Source organism: Photorhabdus heterorhabditis (genome assembly GCF_018448905.1).
Taxonomy (GTDB): domain Bacteria; phylum Pseudomonadota; class Gammaproteobacteria; order Enterobacterales; family Enterobacteriaceae; genus Photorhabdus; species Photorhabdus heterorhabditis.
Map to the genome: position 1 here is coordinate 1 of NZ_RCWA01000018.1, position 20,498 is coordinate 20,498.

General features: G+C 47.7%; 9 protein-coding genes and 2 pseudogenes. 3 read left to right on the forward strand and 8 right to left on the reverse strand.

Annotated features, from left to right (window positions below):
- The 5 genes from EAE89_RS12710 to flhB all read right to left on the reverse strand — a co-directional run.
- On the reverse strand, positions 1 to 7,048 hold a 7,048-nt coding region (locus tag EAE89_RS12710), incomplete at its 3' end, for a two-partner secretion domain-containing protein (RefSeq protein ID WP_214085997.1).
- Between the two features lie 48 nt (positions 7,049 to 7,096).
- The gene (locus EAE89_RS12715) at positions 7,097 to 8,761 is read right to left on the reverse strand and encodes a ShlB/FhaC/HecB family hemolysin secretion/activation protein (protein ID WP_149616720.1); all 1,665 of its coding nucleotides are present in this window, start codon (positions 8,759 to 8,761) and stop codon (positions 7,097 to 7,099) included.
- Between the two features lie 1,388 nt (positions 8,762 to 10,149).
- Positions 10,150 to 10,752, reverse strand: coding sequence for a gp53-like domain-containing protein (locus EAE89_RS24390; protein WP_420806652.1), 603 nt, complete (start codon positions 10,750 to 10,752; stop codon positions 10,150 to 10,152).
- A gap of 419 nt (positions 10,753 to 11,171) precedes the next feature.
- Positions 11,172 to 13,253: a flagellar biosynthesis protein FlhA gene (flhA, locus tag EAE89_RS12725; RefSeq protein WP_054475669.1), complete on the reverse strand. Its 2,082-nt coding sequence runs from the start codon at positions 13,251 to 13,253 to the stop codon at positions 11,172 to 11,174.
- Positions 13,246 to 14,397 carry a flagellar biosynthesis protein FlhB gene (gene flhB, locus EAE89_RS12730; protein ID WP_054475670.1) on the reverse strand — a complete coding sequence of 384 codons (1,152 nt, stop codon included), beginning with the start codon at positions 14,395 to 14,397 and terminating at the stop codon, positions 13,246 to 13,248. The genes flhA and flhB overlap by 8 nt, the downstream gene beginning before the upstream one ends.
- 64 nt (positions 14,398 to 14,461) lie before the next feature.
- On the opposite strand from flhB, the gene EAE89_RS12735 reads away from it, so the two are divergent.
- Together EAE89_RS12735 and EAE89_RS23625 are read left to right on the forward strand one after the other, a co-directional pair.
- Entirely contained in the window at positions 14,462 to 14,617 is a 156-nt protein-coding gene (locus tag EAE89_RS12735) for a hypothetical protein (protein WP_161804203.1), read from the forward strand.
- A 532-nt stretch (positions 14,618 to 15,149) separates the two neighbouring features.
- Positions 15,150 to 15,311 (forward strand): annotated as a pseudogene (locus tag EAE89_RS23625) (DUF6392 family protein); the annotation flags it as partial.
- Between the two features lie 335 nt (positions 15,312 to 15,646).
- Here the strand turns inward: EAE89_RS23625 and EAE89_RS12740 are convergent.
- Entirely contained in the window at positions 15,647 to 16,069 is a 423-nt protein-coding gene (locus EAE89_RS12740; protein ID WP_214085998.1) for a cupin domain-containing protein, read from the reverse strand.
- Positions 16,070 to 16,716: 647 nt separating this feature from the next.
- Between EAE89_RS12740 and EAE89_RS12745 the strand changes: the two are divergent.
- A pseudogene (locus tag EAE89_RS12745) lies at positions 16,717 to 16,842 on the forward strand (DNA-binding protein); the annotation flags it as partial.
- Positions 16,843 to 17,119: 277 nt separating this feature from the next.
- On the opposite strand, the gene EAE89_RS12750 reads toward EAE89_RS12745, so the two are convergent.
- Positions 17,120 to 18,970 carry a type I polyketide synthase gene (locus EAE89_RS12750; protein ID WP_054475678.1) on the reverse strand — a complete coding sequence of 617 codons (1,851 nt, stop codon included), beginning with the start codon at positions 18,968 to 18,970 and terminating at the stop codon, positions 17,120 to 17,122.
- Positions 18,963 to 20,492 (reverse strand): biotin/lipoyl-containing protein, encoded by a 1,530-nt coding sequence (locus EAE89_RS12755; RefSeq protein ID WP_054475680.1) that lies wholly within the window; start codon positions 20,490 to 20,492, stop codon positions 18,963 to 18,965. The genes EAE89_RS12750 and EAE89_RS12755 overlap by 8 nt, the downstream gene beginning before the upstream one ends.
- Positions 20,493 to 20,498: the final 6 nt, after the last annotated feature.

Genomic DNA, 20,498 nt, shown 5'->3' on the forward strand with positions numbered 1-20,498 from the left:
CGGTATCGCGACTTAAGTTCGCGATATCCTGCGTCTGGTGCGCTTTGTCCCGGATAATCAGGTTGCCGTCACTGACGGCGGCGTGCGTGGTGGTGCTGTCATGGCCCTGGTTATTGGAACCGCTCAGCCCATTGACCGCCAGATTATTCAGGACCTGACCGGCGGTCGGTTTACCAAGGCTGACGCCCGCACTCTGCTGCTCGACAGTAAAGTCCGCTTGATTTTGAATGTCCTTGAAGCCCAGCGTCCCGGTGTTCAGGGTGTTTTTGGCTTTGTCGGCTTGACTCGCTATCACCGCGCCGTCCAGTTGGGTATGGTCACCGACGTTAACCTGATAGCCGCCTTTGCCGGCAAACAGCCCGGTCTGCTCCTGCACGCTGTCATAGTTGCTGTGCAGTTTATTGCGGCTGGCATTGAGGCTCGCTGTGCCGTTGGTGAGGGGGCCTGAGGTGGCACTGACGCCCGCGCTGGCATTCTGTTGTTTGCTGTCATAACGCTGGCTGTTCTGCTCGCTGCTTAATGTCAAATGACGTTTCACGTCGGCGGTAATCTGCTCGCCGCTGACTTGTGCCCCTTTTAGCGTGGTGTCCCGGCCACTGTTCAGCCCGACGGTCTGTCCCGCCTGTAACGTGGTGTTAGTGTGACTGACGCCGTTGCCGTTTTCACGGCCGTTGCCCCGACTGACATTGGCCGAGACGTTCAGACCGGTGCCTCCCGGTCCCGCAGTCAGGCCCACGCCCAGAGAGCTGCCGTGGCTGCTGTTTTTGCCGGCAGTCTGTTCGGTGTTCTGGCTGGAGGAGAGCTGAATATCCCGGCTGGCATTGAGTTGCAGGTCTTTACCCGCCTGTAGCTGGCTGCCCTGAATACGAATATCGCCATTCTGGCCTGATGCGCCTTTGCCATCCCCTTTGGCGGTTATATTGAGGTTATCCCCGGCAGCGAGATGGCTGCCCTGTTGAGTGGTCTGGCGGTGCTGCTGTTCTGAACGGGAAGACTGGCGACCGTAGGACAGGCTAATCCCGGCCAGATTATTATTGCCTTTTTCGTCACTGCCCTGAGCCTCCGCCAGTCGGCCTGCCTGCACCGCTTGCACTCCACTGAGGGCAGCTTTAGTGTTTTGCAGGGCTTTCACTCGAGGGTCACTTTCATTGCGGGCGGCTCTGGCGGTTTGCACCGCGCTGTTGACGGCACCCCCGGCGGTACCACTTAGCGCCACGGTTAAGCCGCTCTGTTTCTGTTCGGTTTTTGTCGTGGTGTGATTGCGGTTTTCCGCACTGGTGATATCGACCTGTTGACCGGTCAGCGTCAGGTCTTTACCGGCAATCACCTCACTGCCGTGAACCCGGAGCTGTTCACCGGCATTGAGGGTGACGTTGCCCTGACTGCTGCCAACTGTGCTGCCTTTGCTAAGCTGGCGGTCACTGTCGGTGGTAACTTTCTGGCTGGCTTTACCAACGGTAAAACCAATGCCGCCGGTCCCCATCAGGCCGGATTTTTTCTCCTGCCGCAAATGGGTTTCATCGTGCGCTTCCGCAGCGGTGGTAACAGTGAGCTGATGACCGGCGTCCAGGCTGACATCTTGCGTGCCCGCAACATTACTGCCGCGGATATTGAGGTTTTTTCCGGCCTGGAGATTCACTTTATCGCCACTGAATGTGGTACTGAGTACCTGCCGGTCATGCACTTCATCGTGGGTTTCCACTGACGATTTCGACAGCCAGCCTTTGCTGGTTTGCTTGCTGTGCTCCACTAAGTCGGATGAGGCTGTACCGGTGGTCAGCGTCAGGGTATTTCCGGCCTGCGCCGTCAGGTGTTGACCGGCGTTGACATGGGCGGCAGTGGCGTTCACGTCATGCCCGGCTTGCAGGGTCACCTCACCGGTGCCGGTTATCTGGCTGCCAATATCCTGTTGTTGGGTCAGATGGCGAGTGTTATCTTTCCCCCAATTCCCCTGCTCTGTGCGGCGCGTACTTAAGGTGTCCAGCGTCAGGTCATGGCCTGCGGTTATCTCGGTGTGGCCGTCTTTACCGGCATTCTTGACGTCACTGGCGGTTAATTGCACATTGTTGATAGCGCTCAGCGATAAGGTACCGTTATCGTTCTGCACATAGATGCCCGCCGGACGGTCCAGCCAGCGGTTAGCTTCATCCCCGCGTACGGTCGAGGCGCTGGTGATATCGCGGCCTTTCAGCGTCACCCGGTCATCCCCCTGAATCTGGCCGCCGCGATTGGTGAGCGTTTGTTGGGCCGTTAAATCCACTTTGCCGCCGCGAATAAAGCCGTGGTTGGTCAGGTTGTTGGCCGTCAGTTGAGTGACATCACGCCCGCTGACCGTGCCGCGGTTGGTGATATCGCCCTGACTGTTAAGCGCCACGGTATTGCCGGCGAGGAGGGCGCCGTCACCGCGCAGGTCACCGGATTTCACCCGGGCGTACACCTGCGGCACCGTCACCACCTCGGTAGTGCCGTCCGGCAGCGTGACCGTCTGGTTGGTCAGCCAGATAATGTCCGAGGTCAGCAACGCCATCTGCGCCGGACTCAGGGCGACGCCGGGGGTGAGCTGCTGTTCCCTGCCGAAAGCCACCCCGGCATCCATCAGCGCTTTAAACTGGGCTTCATCGTTATTGTAGCCCGGCAGATAGCGCTGGCCGGTCAGCTGGGTAATCTGCTCCCGCACCAAACGTTGTTCATAAAACCCATCTCCTAACCGTTTGTGGACCAGCGCCGGGTCATGCGTTAATTGTTGCCGCATATAGTCCGAGCCCAGCCACTGTTTGTACTGGGTAAATTTCGGGTCGGTCTCCACCAGATAGTGGCTGTCACTGCCCGGTTGCACGGTATACAGGCTGTTATTCGGCAAACGCGTATCGGGCGTCACCACGCGTATCACCGGATCGACTGTTTGCCCTTTGACGGTCTCCGGGGGCAATACCAGTGGCTGATTTTTGATACCGTTCACCGGTGTGACCGTCGTGGGGGCAGAATGTATCTGACCGGTCTGTCGGTCTGTAATCGTGATATCGGTGCCCTGTGGACGGGTATGCGCCTGCCAGGCCAGGGTTTTCAGGTCGATGGTTTCTATTACGGGGGCCGGGTCATAATTGCTGCGGCTTTTCCCCTGCGAGGTTTTGGTGCCACCGAACCCGAACTTTTTCTTTTTGGTTTTTTTAGCATACCAGTGGGTCTGACTGCCCGTATCGGTGGTAATCCGTTCTCCCTGAGTAGCGATATTGTGCAGTTCGCCAATTTCACCACCGAGCGTGCCGCCAGCGACAATCTGGCTGTCGTGATTAGTGACCTGCGCACTGTTGAGCGTGATATTGCCCCCGGCCAGAATTTTACCGGGGTCACTCTGTTTAACCTGAGTTTCCTTGACGGTCCGGGTGTACTGATATTCGTAAAAGTCATTACTGCGGCTGCCATCCGGCATGATAGCATCGTGCACTTTGTATTTATTGTGGTGGGAAGTGTCCACCTGTGACCAGTCATAGCGAGTGGTCTGGCCGCTTAGTACTGCATCGTGATGCTGAGACTTTTCCGTTTCGACGACCTGAGTGACCAACACGGCGTTGGTGTTGTTAATCTGGTCGGCATTAATCTTCAAGTGGCGCCCGGCTTCAATCGTCGCCGCGTGGTTATTGAGCTCACGGGCTTGACCGGAGGCCGTCAGGGTATTATCCAACCGGCCGCCGATGCGCATGTCGCCCACGCTGTAAATCTGGGCATGGTCACTGTTGTTCAGTGTTCCGGTGCCGATATCCAGCCGGTCACGCGCCGCAATCACGGCGGCTTTGCCGTCCTGAGCGGTGTTATTCAGGGTCCCCGCCTGGAGGACCAGCTGGTCCCCGTAAATGCGCCCGGTGCCGGTGTTGTTCAAAGTGTTGGCCGTGAGATGGGTTAAGCCGCCGTCAATCAGCCCGGTATTGTTCAGCGTATCGTGAGCCTGGATTTGCGTTTGTTTAGCGCTGATTTCACCGGAGGCGTTATTGGTGAGATGGTGTGCGTCAAGATGCAGCACCTGACCGGCTTTTATCTGGCGGTCATTGATAAGATTGCCGGTCGTTTTCAGCGTCAGATTGCCATTAGCCGCGGTGTTGCCGGTATGGTGAAAATCCTCAGTTAAGGTGACCGCCATATCGCCCTGTGATAACAGTTGGCCGTCACCGCTCAGAGAGTGTGCGTTAATCGTGGTCTGTTCCCCGGCAATCAAGGTACCTTGCCGGTTGTTAATCACCAGATGCGGTTGCTGAGCCTCGCTTTTGAGAGTGAGCTGTTTGCCCGCAGAGACCAGCCCCTGGATATTATTCAAGGTCTGGCGGATGTTCGCTTGCAGATGGTTGGCTGCCCGTAAAGCGCCCTGGGTATTGTCCACCTGTTGGGCGTTGACCGTCAGGTTTTGTGCTTCCAACCCGTTATCCGTCTGCTTTGTTTCCCGGTTAATCAGGTGAGCGGTGTTCAGGGTCAACTGCTGACCGCCACGGATAAGGCCGCCAGTGTTATCGGTTTCGGTCTTAACATTCAACGCGGTGTCGCCCACCGCCTGCACCTGCCCGTGACGATTATCGAGCTGATGAGTGTTCAGGGTTAACGTGTCGGTGGATAACAACTTGCCGTCCCGGTTATCGGTCTGCGCCTGTCGAGTGTCGATAACCACCTGTCCGCCTTGAAGATGACCGTGGCGATTGTCCAGCGGGCCGCTGGTGATGGTCGTCTTGCCCTCACCGAGAATATGGCCCTGCTGGTTATCCAGCAACTGTCCGTCAGTATCCAGAGTCAGGGCATCTGCGGATTGTAAAGTCCCGTTGCGGTTAGTGAGTTGTCGGCTGTGAATGTCCAGCCCGCCATTGCCGGCTATCTGGCCCTGAGTATTATTAAGCGCGGTGCTGGTCAGCGTGGTATTGCCGTCCGCCGCGATTATCCCGCCGGTGTTATCGATGTCGCCGGTGCGCAGGGTTAACTGCCCGCCGCTTAACACCCGGCCCGACTGATTGTCCAGCGTGTCTTTGACTGCCAGTGTCAGCGAGCCTTTTTCGGCGGCCACGATGTTTCCGTGACGATTATCGACGGTCGTTGCTTTAAGGTTCAGGTTGCCGTTGCCCGCAAGGGTGCCGTGCTGGTTATCCAGCCTCCGGGTGGTGAGGGACAGGGTATCTTTGCCCCGTTGTTGCATCACGCCGCCTTGATGGTTCAGGGTGTCGGCGTTGAGGGTTATCTGCCCGGCCTGAGTTTCAGCCTGGTTGAGTTGCAGTTCACCGGCCTGTATCGTCAGGGCACCATTGGTCAGTAGTTTGCCCTTATCTCCCAGCCACCGTTGGGTGTTGAGCGATAATCGCCCCTGACCGGCCAGTTGCACCGTCCCCCGGTTGTTATCGGCCTGATGCGCGGTGAGATGCAGATCCTTGCCCTGACTGGCAATCGTGCCCTGACGGTTATTAAGCCGGTCAGTGGTGAGGGTCAATGTCCCCTGATTGAACACGGTCCCCTTATGGTTATTCAGGGTGCGGGTATGGAGCGTCAGTTCACCGCTGCCGGTCTGGTTAATTTTTCCCTGCTGATTGGATAAATCCGGCGTCGTGAGGTGGATTTCCCGCGCCACTAACTGGCCGCCGTCGTTGTTAAACTGGCCCGGTGTTTTCGCCGTCAAACGGTCGGCGCTGACGGTAGCGTGAGCGGTACTGATGCCCGATTGACCGGCGGTGAGTTGAATCTGACCGGCTGCGGTCTGGCTGTCGCTCAGGTCAATCTGTTGGCTGTGGACAGCCAGCGTATCAGTGGCCAGATTTTTGCCATTGGCCTGAATGTGCTGCGCGGTCAGGGTCAATGAGCCGGGTCGGGTAGTGTTGCCGTTATCATCCAGCCCCGCAGCCCATATGCTGTCATGGCTGCTGTGTATTGTGCCCGCGTTGGCGGTGATATCGCCGCGGGCTTCCACCCGGCCCTGATTGCGCAGTGCTCCCCTGGTATGTAAATTCACCGCCGATTGTGACAGCAATTTGCCGGTGTTAGTGATATCGGCAGACGAAGTTAATTGTAACGTATCCCGGCTACTGAGGGTGCCGCGGTTCTCTATCCAGCCATCGGCGGTGATATGGACCTCCCCGGCAGACGCGCCGATATTACCGGCATTATGCACGCCCACCCCCGTTTCGGTGCCTATCAGCCTGATTTTATGGGCATACATGCCGCCCAGCGCCGCCACATCCAACGCAAACGCCGGGTGCTTTTCATCGTCAATCGATTTTTTCTCCATTTGCTGATGCGCCGCATCCACAATATTGCGCCCGGTGGTCACTTTCAGGTCTTGCGCATGTAATTTGGCGTTGATGGCGACGGAGCGGGCGATAATATCGGTGTAACTTTGCTGTGTGCTGTCCATGCCGTGCCCGTCAATCCGCACTTCCCCCTGATTGACATCAAACCCTTTCAGCCGGCCTCGCTCCATCAGGGCTTGTCCGGTAGTGAGCGTGGTGCGATGTGAGTTAATGAACCCACAACCGTTACAGGTGATGCCCGCCGGGTTGGCAATAATCACCTCAGCTTTATGCCCGGCGACTTCAATCCAGCCATTGAGTTGACTGGGGTCACGACTGTTGACTTCGTTAAGAATAACGCTGGCGTCCCCTTTGGCTAACCACGGATTACCGGCCACCATGCCGCCGAGTTGCGTCTGGGTGGCCTGATGGCTGTTATTGAGGATAACTCCCTGTTTATCCACATCAAACTGGCGATAGGTATTGTGGGAAACGCCGTCGGCTCCCGGGGTCTGGATATTGACCTGCGGCGTGCCGTTGGCGCTGCGAACGATGGTCGGTTGCTGGCGCCCCGGCGCCTGTCCATCCGCCACAATCGCCGCCTGTGCGGTGAGCGAAATCCCGCCCAAGGCCAGCAACACACTGAAGTGTAACGCGGTGAGCCGGCAAAGCCGCTGAGCTGATGGCCGCCTTCGGCGGCGTCCGGTTCTTCCCCGTCTGGCCCGCGCTATCTCGGCCACCACCATCCACATTTGGCGAGATTGGTTAAAGATAATACGATATAACTGCTTATTCATAACGTTTACTCCACACAACACTACCCACTGGCAGTTTTGCTATTTGAATTAATACTGCCAATACAGGTTAAATCCGGCTGTGACGGGGGAGGTTTGGAAGCCGGCGGGTTTGGACAACGGGACGCCGACAAACAGGTCGTAGCTCACCCCTTTCAGGCTGCCGCGCCAGCCCAGGGCGCTCCCTGCCAGGTGTTTTCCGAGCAGCGCGTCGCTGCCCCGGCCGCCCACTTCGCCGTAATCCATTGCCAGATACAGCGACTGCCCTTTCAGCGGGGTTTGCCAGTCCAGTTCGTTGCGGCTGTACCAACCCCGATCAGCGGATAAGGTCAACTCGCCATCAAAGCCGCGCACCGTCCAGCGGCCACCGATTGAAAATCGATCCTGGGGCGTCAATGAGCTGGCGCTTATCTGACGCAAATATTGGGTCTGATAAGAAAAAGGCTGAGAAAACAGCGTGAACGGCCCGGCAAGCGTCGCTGAGAACTGGGTGATTTTAGGCAAAGCGGTTCCTTCATTGCGGTACTCTTCCGGTGCCGGTTGTGCGCCAAACCAGCGCATGCCCTGTTGGTAAGTCACCCGGGTATCCAGCGTCGCGCTGCCGATAAAGTGATGATGGGACAGCCCCAGCTTCCAGCCCGCGGTTTCCCGGCGCTGAACATCAATTTCAGTGTTATCAATAAAATTGCGCGACGCCCGACGATAAATTTCACCGTTAAGCAGGGTTTTCTGATCAGCGTTACGATGCAGCACCCGGCTAAGCTGGACCGCCAGGTTTTGGCTTTTGCCCCGGTATTGGATCGCTTGATTCAGCCCGGCTATCGTCTGGGTATAATCGTAATGACTGGCTGTCACGCTCGCCATCCAGTAGCCGAAGGGCAAAGAGTAATAGAGCGTGTCGTTTTGGCTGCCTTTCCCGGCAGATGAATGAATATCGCGCCCACCGGAGAAATAGAACAGGTCGCTGAGCGCCAGGGGGTTATCCAGAAAAAAGGTGAGTCCGCCCTGATAACGCCCGGTGCTTTTCGAGCCGGTATCATCCAGATACGTGGCGATCCGCCAGTGCCGGGACTGACGCCAGTCCAGCATAATATCGCTTTCCCCCGGCTGTTCTGCCGGAACAATGTTCATATCCGCCTGCACGGTCGGGAAACGTTGCAAATTTTCCAGTCCCTGCTCAATATCCCGTAAATCCAGTAATTTTCCTTCACGCGCGGGAAAGGGAGTTATCCGCTGGATATATTTCCCGCTGTCAGGGGTATAGCGGATATGCCGGATTTTTCCCGGTACCATCACCAGTTTTAGCGTTTGGGTATGCAGATCCTGGGGAGAAACCAGAACCCGGCTGGTGACATAGCCGTGATTAATGAGCTGATCCTGCAATTGGGTTATTAACCGGCTAATGCCTTTATCGCCCAGGCAATGGTTTTCGCCCTGTTGAGCGACACGCCGGAACGGTAACCAGTGCGGGAAATTTTCGGTGCCTGCCAGTCTGACGTGGGTAATAGGAAAACACGGGGTTTCCACCGGAAAGACGGATGACGCCCCCGTTTCCGGTACCGACAGGTGAACCTCCGCAGGCGGCGGGGCTAATTGCGCCTCCAGGGCTTGCTGGCGGGCCTGTTGATGAATGAGTTGTTGATCTGCGATGTCTGCGGCTTGACTGCCTGAAACTGCGCTACAAAAAACCGTGAATACTAAAATACTGCTTTTCATTGTTGCTTAATTCCACAAATTTGAAGCGGTATTAACCCTAAATTTCACTTAGCGATCAATGTTTGTGGTTGATTATCACTTAGGAAATTAAAAACAGGGATTAGGCTAAGATAGCAGCAAAAACAAGGCGTTATATTTTAGTGCAAAAAATAGACGCAGGTTATTATGATGTGACAAATCGTATAAAAAATAGATTAATATTAATCATTTAATAATCAATAGTAATGATTTCAAATTAATTTTATTTTTTTGTTTTATTTTGTGATGTGCATCACAAAATAATGTCTCATTTCTGGAAAAAATCACTTGCAAAAAGCAGATTTTCGTTATTACACGAACAGGTAAAAACCTTTCCCTCTGTCTGACGATGCTGAGGCGATATCATGGCAATTGCGTTGCTCTGATGGTTAAAACGTTGTGTGCTGTACGTTCTTTTACTTGTTATTCACCTGAGACTATTATCTGAAATCATACGTTAGCAATATACGTAGCAACGATTGGAAAAAGTGAATCAATTTATATCCTCTACTTCGCCCTCCTAGGGAGATAAGTCAACAGTGAAAAAAGTGTAGCGATATTATGTAAAGTTATTTATAAAATCATTAACTGATGGAAATATAGCTGTTTTTACTATTCACTATTTCAATACAAATATATAATTAAATAATAATCTTAAATCCCCATTAATTTTCCTTAGTTTTATTATATTATAATAACACCCATATACCATTTATATTAACAATTGCATTATGAATTAATTTTCCAATATTTCCCAGGGAGCATAGAACTTTCAGATATAACAGGGCACGTTATAAATAAATTTAATAATCGTCCACATAAGATATTTCAGAATAAAACACCCAATGAATTATTTTCAAATAAATAAAGTTCACTTATCGTATAGATAAAATCATTCTCACTTATTATGTGAATGCACAAACATTAAATAAAAACAATCAACTAAATGCAATCTTTACGCAAAAACATATACCATTCATGTACAAACAAAAAAAGCACCCATTAAGCTCCCGATAACTTACTGCAACCCTTTAATTTTAATTAATTCCTGCTCAAGACTGGAATTAAGGGTAATTTTATTTTTTGACAGGAATAAGTAAAATCATAAAGTTATAGGAAATAAAAACCATGTGAATATGTATTACCAATAATGCCAAGTGAAATAGTGTGATCTTCACCTGGCAGAGGACACTCCACAACTCCCCCATTAATACAAGCAATTAAACATAAATACCCGCTAAAGAGAATCCTAGTCATACATTAGAAATTTTTTTAATCATATAATTAACCTGTTTGATATTATAAGTAAATAATAACATTGTCAGCTGTGGTTGATTTCAACTCTCGATGATTTACTTTAAGAATACTATTCAAAAACCTATTGCAAGATATTGTCCATTTATAGCATTTGGCGGATAATCAGGAGTAAAAACCCATTCCTTTCCAAGATAATCATTAGCCCGCCCACTCACCCAAGCCTTAAAACTATTCAATGTTCCGTTAGGTGTTGCAGCCATCGGTAAACAAGCACTTCCAGTATCGATCATAATAATAGCCAGACAACTATGGTGAAAAGAAGTCGGTAGAACTACCGTATTTTCAGTTAATACTTTAAATGGATGTCTGCCCCATTGAAGTATCAATCCACCAGGAAACTTCTGATAACCATTAAACGATAATTGAGAAGGAAATTGTTCCTTCGTATGATTCTTCAATGAATCTGTAAAAACCTTATTAAGAATTTCCATATCCCCATTATCTTTTACATCATTCCCACTCTGTATGGACATAAAATTAGCCACAACAGATGCTATCGTTGACGACTGACGTAATACTTTATTTAATACATGAGTGGTAACATTATCTGGGGGAAACCCCATTTTTAAACTTTGTTCCTCTTCATATTTCTCCTGACTCACTACGTTTGCATTATTATTAATAGAAAAGGCTTTAAAATCATTTTTGGTACTCATATACACTCCTCGAATTAAATAACACTCTTTCATAAGAAACATATTTAACCATTAAAAAGACGATTTCTTTCAATTCGCATAAATAACAGTTTAGTTCATAAAAATAACAATGGAGTGTTCTTATTACTTATAAGATTAACTATTTTTGTATAATTTGTGACTTTCCAAACCCCGACTGACAGTTTTATGTATATTTAACCAATGTTAATTGAAGTTAATATAAACAAGAAAGAAGAATAGGAAATTAGAGGAAAGTTCAAAATATTGGTTCATGCTGAATAGGATAATAACATCAGTAAAACTTGCCGTTATTGAGGAATATCCCGAAATACTTTTATCGTTGGAAATAAGGATTATGCTGTCAGATAATTAATATCAGGCCATTTTTAGGAAAATGGCCCACTATTCTATTGCGACAACTATCCGTTACCACCAATCGTCGCTGTCATACGAATTTGACGGTTATCACTGATTTCAAGATTAGATAAAACCACTAATTGAGGTAAAGTCCTTCGCAAGAAACGCGATAACAGTGGACGTAATGCATGATTAACCAACAGTACCGGAGGCGCACCTAGCATTTCCTGACGTTGCAAGGCTTCAGTCGCCTGCTGTTGCAACTTATCCGCCAATCCAGGCTCCAGACCGCCACCATTTTGTAACGCCTGAATTAACAAGCGCTCAAGGCCCACGTCTAATCCAATGACCTGAATTTCCTGCGCTCCTGGGAACCACTGTTGAGCTATCGCCCGACCAAGCGCAATTCTGACTACAGAAGTCAACTCATAAGGATCAGTTTGTCCCGGGGCATGTTCAGCCAGAGTTTCAATAATTGTCCGCATATCGCGGATCGGCACTTGCTCAGACAAGAGATTTTGTAAAACTTTATGTAAGGTTGTCAGACTGACAATATCGGGAATAAAGTCCTCAGTGAGTTTTGGCATCTCCTGACTGACTCGCTCAAACAACTGCTGGGCTTCCTGACGACCAAACAATTCATTGGCATATTGAGTCAATAGATGATTCATATGGGTAGCAACAACCGTACTGGCAGCCACCACGGTGTAACCCTGAACCTGAGCCTGTTCTCTGAGACTGTCATCAATCCAAACCGCAGACAGCCCAAAAGCCGGATCTTTAGTGATATCGCCTTGCAATTCACCTACTGCACCACCGGGGTTTATTGCCAGCCAACGCCCCGGATGCGCTTCGCCTCGACCAATTTCTACCCCTTTCATTAAAATGCGATAGCCCGCTGGCGCCAGTTCAAGGTTATCCCGGATATGAACTACGGGGGGTAAATATCCCATCTCCTGAGCGAATTTCTTACGAATTCCGCTGATTCTCCCCAGTAATTCCCCATTCTGGCGAAAATCAACCATCGGAATCAGACGATAGCCCACTTCCATACCCAAAGGATCTTCAAGCTGAACATCGGACCATGAAGCTTCAGATGTCTGTTGCTGCTCTTCTGCTTTTGGTTTTTCTATATTTATCGTCGGGCTGTCCGCACGGCGATATAAATACCAACCAATACCTGCCAACGCCGCAGTAAATAACAGGAAAACAAAATTTGGCATCCCCGGAACCATACCCAGTAATCCGAGAACACCGGCACTCAACATCATCACCCGCGGGTTATTGAACAGCTGAGTTATCATCTGCTGACCAACATCCTGATCGGTTGCCACACGGGTAACAATCACACCAGCAGCGGTCGAAATAATTAAGGCGGGTAACTGTGCAACTAAGCCATCACCAATGGTTAACAAGGTATAAGCTTCTCCCGCATCAGCCATACTCATGCCGTGTTGGGCCACACCAACAATTAAGCCACCAACGACGTTGATAACCAGAATCATTAAGCCGGCAATCGCATCACCGCGCACAAATTTACTGGCACCATCCATAGAGCCATAAAAATCAGATTCCTGTGTTACCTCAGCACGGCGTTTCTTCGCTTCTTCCTCACCGATCAATCCGGCATTCAGATCAGCATCAATCGCCATCTGTTTACCTGGCATACCATCCAACACAAAACGCGCGCCAACCTCAGCAATACGCCCCGCACCTTTGGTAATCACCATGAAGTTAATCAATACCAAGATGACAAATACCACGATACCGATAGCGAAATTACCGCCAACCAGAAAGTGACCGAATGCCTCTACAACGCGCCCCGCAGCCGCAGAGCCGGTATGCCCTTCCAATAAAATGATACGCGTTGAAGCCACATTAAGAGACAAACGCAGTAAAGTTGAAAACAACAATATTGTCGGAAACGCGGCAAAATCCAGAGTACGCCGGGTAAACATAGCCACCAGCAACACCATGATTGACAGGGCTATGTTAAAAGTAAACAACAAATCAAGCATGAATGGTGGCAACGGCAATACCATCATTGACAAGATCATGAGGATCAATACCGGCCCGGCAAGAATTTGCCATTGCGAGCCTTTCATATTGCCCGGTAAACGAAATATAGAGGCCAGATTAGCCATGACGATTATTTTCTCCAGCAAAATCCAGTGCTGGCGGCACTGGCAGATTTTCAGGTTTCTTCGGCTTCAAGCCGCCTTCCCGTTTCCAACGTTTCAATTGGTAGACCCAGGCAAGAACTTCCGCCACTGCCGCGTAAAGTGTTGCGGGAATATGTCCCCCTACTTCACTATGACGATAAAGCGCCCTGGCAAGTGGCGGCGCTTCAAGGAGTGGAATGCGGTTTTCTGTACCCATTTCTTTAATACGTAATGCAATTATTCCTGCGCCCTTCGCCAATACTTTTGGCGCACTCATCTGTTTTTCGTCATATTGCAGCGCGACAGCGTAGTGAGTTGGGTTAGTGACGATAACATCCGCTTTCGGAACATCCGCCATCATACGTTGACGAGCAGCCGCCCGTTGTTGTTGACGGATACGCGCCTTAACGTGTGGGTCCCCTTCTTGCTCTTTAAATTCATCCTTTATTTCCTGACGAGTCATTCTCAGCTTTTTCAAATGGCTGTATATCTGGTAAACAACATCGAAAGCCACCATCGGTATTAACATGAAGACGACCACATAACCGGCAAACACCAGCATTTGCATAGCATCATCCAGCGCCAATAACGGTGGTTGCGCGATTAACCGCAACATGGAAGGCCAGTTCATCCAAAGAAATAAAGCAGCACCAATACCGACAAACCCAGCTTTAAGCAGCGCCTTGAATAATTCAGCTAACGCATTCATTGAGAAAATACGTTTCAGACCTGAAATCGGATTCAATTTTTTCGGATCAAATTTGATGGATTTGGTACTGAACACTAACCCACCCAATAGCGCCGGGGCACTTAATGCCACTAACACTAATCCGGCAAAAACCGGCAATAAAGCCCAAACAGCTTGCCGAAGCAATCTGCCAATCTGCTGAACCATCTGTTTATCATTGCTGACCATGCTGTGGTCGAAATTAAAACCTTCAAACACCATCAACGACAATTCATGCGCAATTGACTGACCGCTTAACCAGAGCAAACTCAGGCCACTAGTCAGCATCAATATAGAACTCAGCTCTCTGGAACGCGCAATCTGCCCCTCTTTCCGGGCTTTTTCCCGTTTATGGGGCGTGGGTTCTTCTGTCTTCTCAAGATCGCTATCTTCAGCCACGGCTTTCCTTGTTAACTTTCAAAACGCGGTCGGTCAGAAAATATGGAATCAAATGGCTGCTAGCATGACAAAAGAGAAAAAATTCGATGGCTGGAACAATGAGAAATTTGACGGGGTATTTGTAGGATCAAGTTCGATATCTGAGGCAATTCAGCAAAGACAAATGAAGTTCCCTGCAACATTTTCTATGGAAATTTACTGTTTCTTAACCAAATATTAATCAGAGGTGAAGAGATGGCAATAGGATATTATCTGCTCATCGGTGGTAGGGTGACCTGTGTAAACACCCCGGTACTCATATGATTGTCGCTGATGTCTCAGATATGTTTAACATGGGACGCACACTGGATAGTGTGAGTACCTGCCCTTGTCGGGCCAGATTTATTAACTCGGTTAATGAAGGCGAAGAGGATTATTTAAATTGGTATCATCTTAGCGAGATTGCTGAGCGATTTGATAAAGCCCCGACTCGAGTGCGTTTTCGCTGGATCAGAGATGAAGGAGGTTGCTGCTACTATTATTCCAGCAGAGATACACCAAAAAATCAGTGCCACATATGGGGGCCGAAACACTCCCACTCAAATAGAACAAGTTAGAACGAGTTAAGTCAACCGCATTTTTACCCACCTCAGAAGTACGTTGGTAACTAATATAAAGAGAGGATTTTTTTGAGAGCCAATTCATTAATCCACAGTTTACAAACCTAAACTGAAAATGAATTTTCTTAATTGAAAAAATAGGTTATATAAATAATGCCGATTAACATTGAAACGTTAGTTAATAGTTTAGGTAAATCTTATCAAGAAATTTTTGATAACGGCTTAATTCCTTATAAAACGAAGCCAATAGGATACCCAAGAAATCCTGATATCACTTTAGATATGATTATTATCTCTAATATATTTCTCCATTTTATTTCCAGTAAATCTAATGTTTCATAGGCTAGTACCTGATCCCCTTCATGAGATGCTCATATTATATTAATCGAAAAAATCTCATATCATCCTTTTATCACCCCAATAACTTATCCTGATTTATACCCGTTATCTTTCAAGTTGCCTCTTTGTTGGCTGCACTCGCTCACCCCGGTCACAGAATTATCTATGACATAGTTACCTATGCTCCCGGGGATTCACTCCCTTGCCGTCGCGATCCATCTTGAAATCCATAGGGTATATAATTATCTTCATGAATATCATAGCATTCTCATAACCCATCAAGCACTAGCACATATTTAATTTATCCCAAGTTAAACCTTTAATTCCTCTGGGGTTCCCTCTCTATATGGCACCAGCGTCGTCCTATTTTGTGAATCAACCGCACAATGATTATTACCAACAACAACCATGACCAAATCGCTGGTTGCCTTAATCGCGTGATCTATTTCTCCATTCACAAAATAACAAACTCCAGGTTCTATTTCATGCTTTTCACCAGCATAAATAACATAACCCGTTCCTGCGAGTACAAATAAGATATGATGCCCTACGTGAGTATGATTCTTCATCCCTTCATCTTTGCTGAAACGAATTAGATCAGCACCAAAGCCATCAAACGAAACTAATCCCTCGCCCGTTCCCATACTGTTAACCATTTTATGACTTCTAGCCATTGTATCTACAACGAGATGCTCACCATTCCAGTGACAAAATCTATTTTTAATAAATTCCATATTACCTTCCTTTTATCTCTACAAATAAAATTTTATTTTAAAGTAACTATCCCTCTATCAAATAAAATAATATTTCCCAGTAAAACTTTAATCTTCAAAAAATTATCTTGATAAAGAAATTAACTGGTTCTTAACAACATATCAAATAGAAATATGTAATTCTATAGTAGTATTTTACAAAAACTCACTTTGTGATAACAATCACTGTAAAATACTTATTTTAAATATCTTTGTGGAAGATAACTTCAGTTTAAAATAATATCTGGCAAAATTTAGGCTAATTACATTATTAAGCCATGACAATAATGGCGTTAATTAAGTTGACATTAATTCTCACTAAAAATAACCATTTCAAAAATATATACCCAATAGATTTCAAGTTGCAGAGCAGCGGTAAGTGAACGCATCCCCAGAAGCATAGATAACGATGTGGCTGGGGTAAGTGAACACAGCCAACAAAGCAGCAGCTTGAAAGATAAAAGGTATATCATATGATATGACTAAAGAAGGAGTGTATTTGGCATTTAAAAGAGAGAATAAGATTTTATTTCCCACCTCAGAAGTGCGTTAGTAGTCAATAAAAGAGATCGTTTCTCTTGAGACCCAATTTATTAATCAACAAAACGATTTGGCAAATCATCAGGTTGTTACCTTTCCACAAGACAGGTCGTCACCGTCAGATTCTATTTGCTGATCTGATGGCCTATAAGCAAAAACGTGATCAGGAAAGCCTTAAAGCAATGCAGGCATTAGCCTATCAGGCACAAGAATTAGAACTGACTGATGAAACATTCACCCCCCTAGAGATGCTGCTTAAGCAAGGCTTACCCATGACTGCAAAGGCGTTGGAAGGATACACGTTCGTCTTTTAATCACGTTGACATAAATAAGACTTTCTTATTAATTCTCCCATAAAGCTTGGTGTATCAGTAACCAACTGAGAGGATTTCTCCAGGAACTACCAGGTACTGGATTTAAAAAATATTTATCACCAAACCGAAAATTCCCTGTTGTACAACAGGGAATTTGTGTGGAAAAAACCGGCACCGATTACGGTTTTGCAATCACAGACTCATGGTTAGGTAACCAGTAACGCCGATGTTCAAAAGCATATTTAGGCAATCTAATGCGTAACGGTTTCTGCCCAGAAGGCCAGCAGGTACGCCAATCTATATCCCGACCCTGTAACCATAAAAATCGAGAATCGTCTTCCGCCATATGGAGCCATTGTTCTTCATTGGCTGAAACAGATGAAACAAAATCACGTAACTGGCTCAGGAGATCTTGTCTTGATGTCGCAACAAACAATGCCCGATGAGGTAAAGCTGCCCTACCAAATTGCAATGTCCAGCTCACCGCTTGTAAATCGATATTTGCCTCGTTTTCAATAAAATCTCCCAGCATGACAACCATTTTTTGTAATGATGCCGGGCTATTAGCAGCAATAGGATAGTAATATTTCTCCGAACTGGCTTTAACCGATTGCTGTGTTTTAGTCGGAGCTTCCTCCAAAATAACATGAGCATTACTTCCACCCAATCCAAAGGAACTTAACCCAGCAAAACGTTTTTGCCCTACCCCCACCTGCCAGGAATGTACTTCCGTAGCCAATTGTAAGCGCGTATCCGTGTTATCAATTTCAGGATTCAAATGCTGAAACGCTGCACTAGGTACAATAGATTTATGCTGCAACATCAATAAGACTTTAACGATGCCAGCTAATCCCGCCGCTCCCTCTAAATGTCCTATATTGGCTTTTACTGAACCAATATAACAAGGCTGCCGGGTTTTTCCTGATTTATCATGGTTAAAGACTTCGTTAAGCGCGTTAAATTCTATAGGATCACCCAGCGAAGTCCCCGTTCCATGGGCTTCCATGTAACTAATTTGCTCCGCAGAGACTCCAGCCTGTTGCAAACAATCATTGACTAATGCGATTTGCTGCTCAGGGTTAGGTGAAGTCAGTGAGTTGGCTCGCCCACCATGATTTATCGACGATGCCCGAACATAGCCATAAATCGGGTCCCGATCCTCTAATGCCTGTTTGTGCGTTTTCAGAAATAGGCACACAGCCCCTTCACCACGGACAAAACCATTAGCATCTGCATCAAAAACCCGACAACATCCATCTTTAGATAACATTCCCGCTCGATAATAAGCAGCCATGTTAAATGTGTTGCTCAATAGATTAATACTGCCAACTACCGCCTGTTGACATTCTCCAGAACGCAATGAATTTACAGCTTGAGTCAATGCAGTTAACCCGCTTGAACACGCGGTATCAATTTGTAAACTCGGGCCAACGAAGTTGTAATAAAATGACAATCTGTTTGCCAGAAGGCAATTCAGTGTTCCCGTCGTGACATAAGCATTTGCCATCGTCATATCAGCCGCAGCGAGTTCACGATAGTCATTACTGCACGAACCAATAAAAACACCCGTTTTTGATCCTGAGTAGTCAAGCGGATTAGCCCCGCTATCTTCAATTGCCTGCCAGGTCAGCTCCAATAGCATTCTCTGTTGCGGGTCCATCATAGCCGCTACCCGCGGAAAAATACCAAAGAATGGCGCATCAAAGCCATCAATACTATCAAGTAACCCTGCTTTCAATGCTTTTTGGGGCACCGGAACAGCGTAAGGTTTCCCAGATGCAAGCCGTTCCTCGGGAATCTCTTTTATCACACTGCGACCAGATTTTAAGATCTCCCACATTTGTTCAGGAGAATCTTCTGCTCCAGGGAGCCGGAAAGCCATGCCTACAATAGCAATAGGCATCTGCTTCGTATCACCCGCATCACTTATTGATGGAGCAATGGCGTTCAGATGTTCCAACAAGACAGATTTAGCCATCTGTTGTTCATCTGGACTGAGTGAATGATATATGTGATACAGATTATCCATGCTGCTTCCCTCCTTCTATGAGGTTCTGCAACCTTAATGCAGCTTCACCATCAAGGTCACGCACTGCATTAGTAAAGTCATCTAAGGAATGCTTTTTCTTCTCCGTCATTTCAGTGCTGGAAATGTCAAGATACTCAATTAATCGATGCGGCGAACTATAGCGCCAGAACAGGGTTGGAGATAATTTTCGACGAAAATCCCGTGACATCAGTTCCGCAAGTTTTACCGCTTTAAGCGAATCAATACCCAAATCAGCCCAGGTACGTTGCATCATTGATTCAGTAAAATCTTCATCCCAATTTAGAAAATCAGCCAAAAGTGTGCGTAACTGACCAGAGACCGATTTGACGGATTTACCTGCCATTTGATGGGCTACCGATTGTGATCCAGTCAGAGCACGAACCTGAGTAATAACCTCTGTAATAAATGCAGACGCCTCTACCCCATTAAGCAAATAGTGATTAAATGCCAGAACCAAGCTCATTTCTTTGTTATGAGGCGCACCGATGAACAATGTTGACTGAGATGGCGGCACAATAACAGGTACAGCAAAGGTAGCACCATCGTTGCCGGTATATGAAATCATCATAGGAACATCAATATCAACGGGCAGTTTTTCAGCATCTGGATCAAGGACACTATTTAGATGCTGTCTAAACTCGAAAAAGCCCATTGTCTGCGTTCCCGGTACTTTTAACGAACTCAAATCACCTTTTTCGTTCAGAAAAGCAATACCCAGGTTGATATCCGCATAAGTGTGATAACGTTCTTGATCAAGCGGTCTTGAGCGCAACATCGGGAATTTTTTCAGTGCCTGAGCAACTGCATAAGTGATTACCTGAAATGGCGTTATCCACTCTTGTTGTCCAGAGGTTTCCGTCAAATGACGAACGGCACTATCAACAAGCTCCATCGGTAATGGTTTAGCTGCCCAACAAGGCTGTACAGTCGCACTATTTAACCGTATTGCACGATTAAGGCGCTGCTGATCTCTTGACAGAAAACCCACATTGCCATTTTCTACCTTGCCCTTTTCTGACGGTTTGGCTTCACGGTGCTGTTGAAGATAATCATCAATATGGACGGGTAATAATGTCCCATGTTTTTCCGCCAGTTGGCTAAGAATTTGTGGCTCAATGTGATGTTCTTGTGCGTATTGACGGGTTTTAGGCGGAATACGCGCTGGAGGAGCTGATACCTCAGCTTCAGGAGCCACCACCACTGTCTCCACGTTCTCCAGCTGAGGCGCTAACTCTTCACTGACAGGGGAAGGCTCCGCCAATTCGCCGGCGACTCTAATGACTGCAATAGCCGATCCAACGGGGATAATATCATTTTCCGCCGCTAACCATTTTTCCAGTATCCCCTCAACATCAGATTCAATGGTAAAAGCAGCCTTATCCGTCTCCATTTCATAAACAGGTTCATCACGCTTGACATAATCTCCCACCTGCTTAAGTAACTGGATGACGACAACTTCCGTGGTTCCTTCTCCCATCGGAGGAATAAACAACTGTGCCATAAATTC

Bases quoted from the DNA above. Each gene is read 5' to 3' on its own strand.
- EAE89_RS12715 (WP_149616720.1), bottom strand. From the start codon at position 8,761: ATGAAAAGCAGTATTTTAGTATTCACGGTTTTTTGTAGCGCAGTTTCA.
- EAE89_RS24390 (WP_420806652.1), bottom strand. From the start codon at position 10,752: ATGAGTACCAAAAATGATTTTAAAGCCTTTTCTATTAATAATAATGCA.
- flhA (WP_054475669.1), bottom strand. From the start codon at position 13,253: ATGGCTAATCTGGCCTCTATATTTCGTTTACCGGGCAATATGAAAGGC.
- EAE89_RS12735 (WP_161804203.1), top strand. From the start codon at position 14,462: ATGACAAAAGAGAAAAAATTCGATGGCTGGAACAATGAGAAATTTGAC.
- EAE89_RS12740 (WP_214085998.1), bottom strand. From the start codon at position 16,069: ATGGAATTTATTAAAAATAGATTTTGTCACTGGAATGGTGAGCATCTC.
- EAE89_RS12750 (WP_054475678.1), bottom strand. From the start codon at position 18,970: ATGGATAATCTGTATCACATATATCATTCACTCAGTCCAGATGAACAA.
- EAE89_RS12755 (WP_054475680.1), bottom strand. From the start codon at position 20,492: ATGGCACAGTTGTTTATTCCTCCGATGGGAGAAGGAACCACGGAAGTT.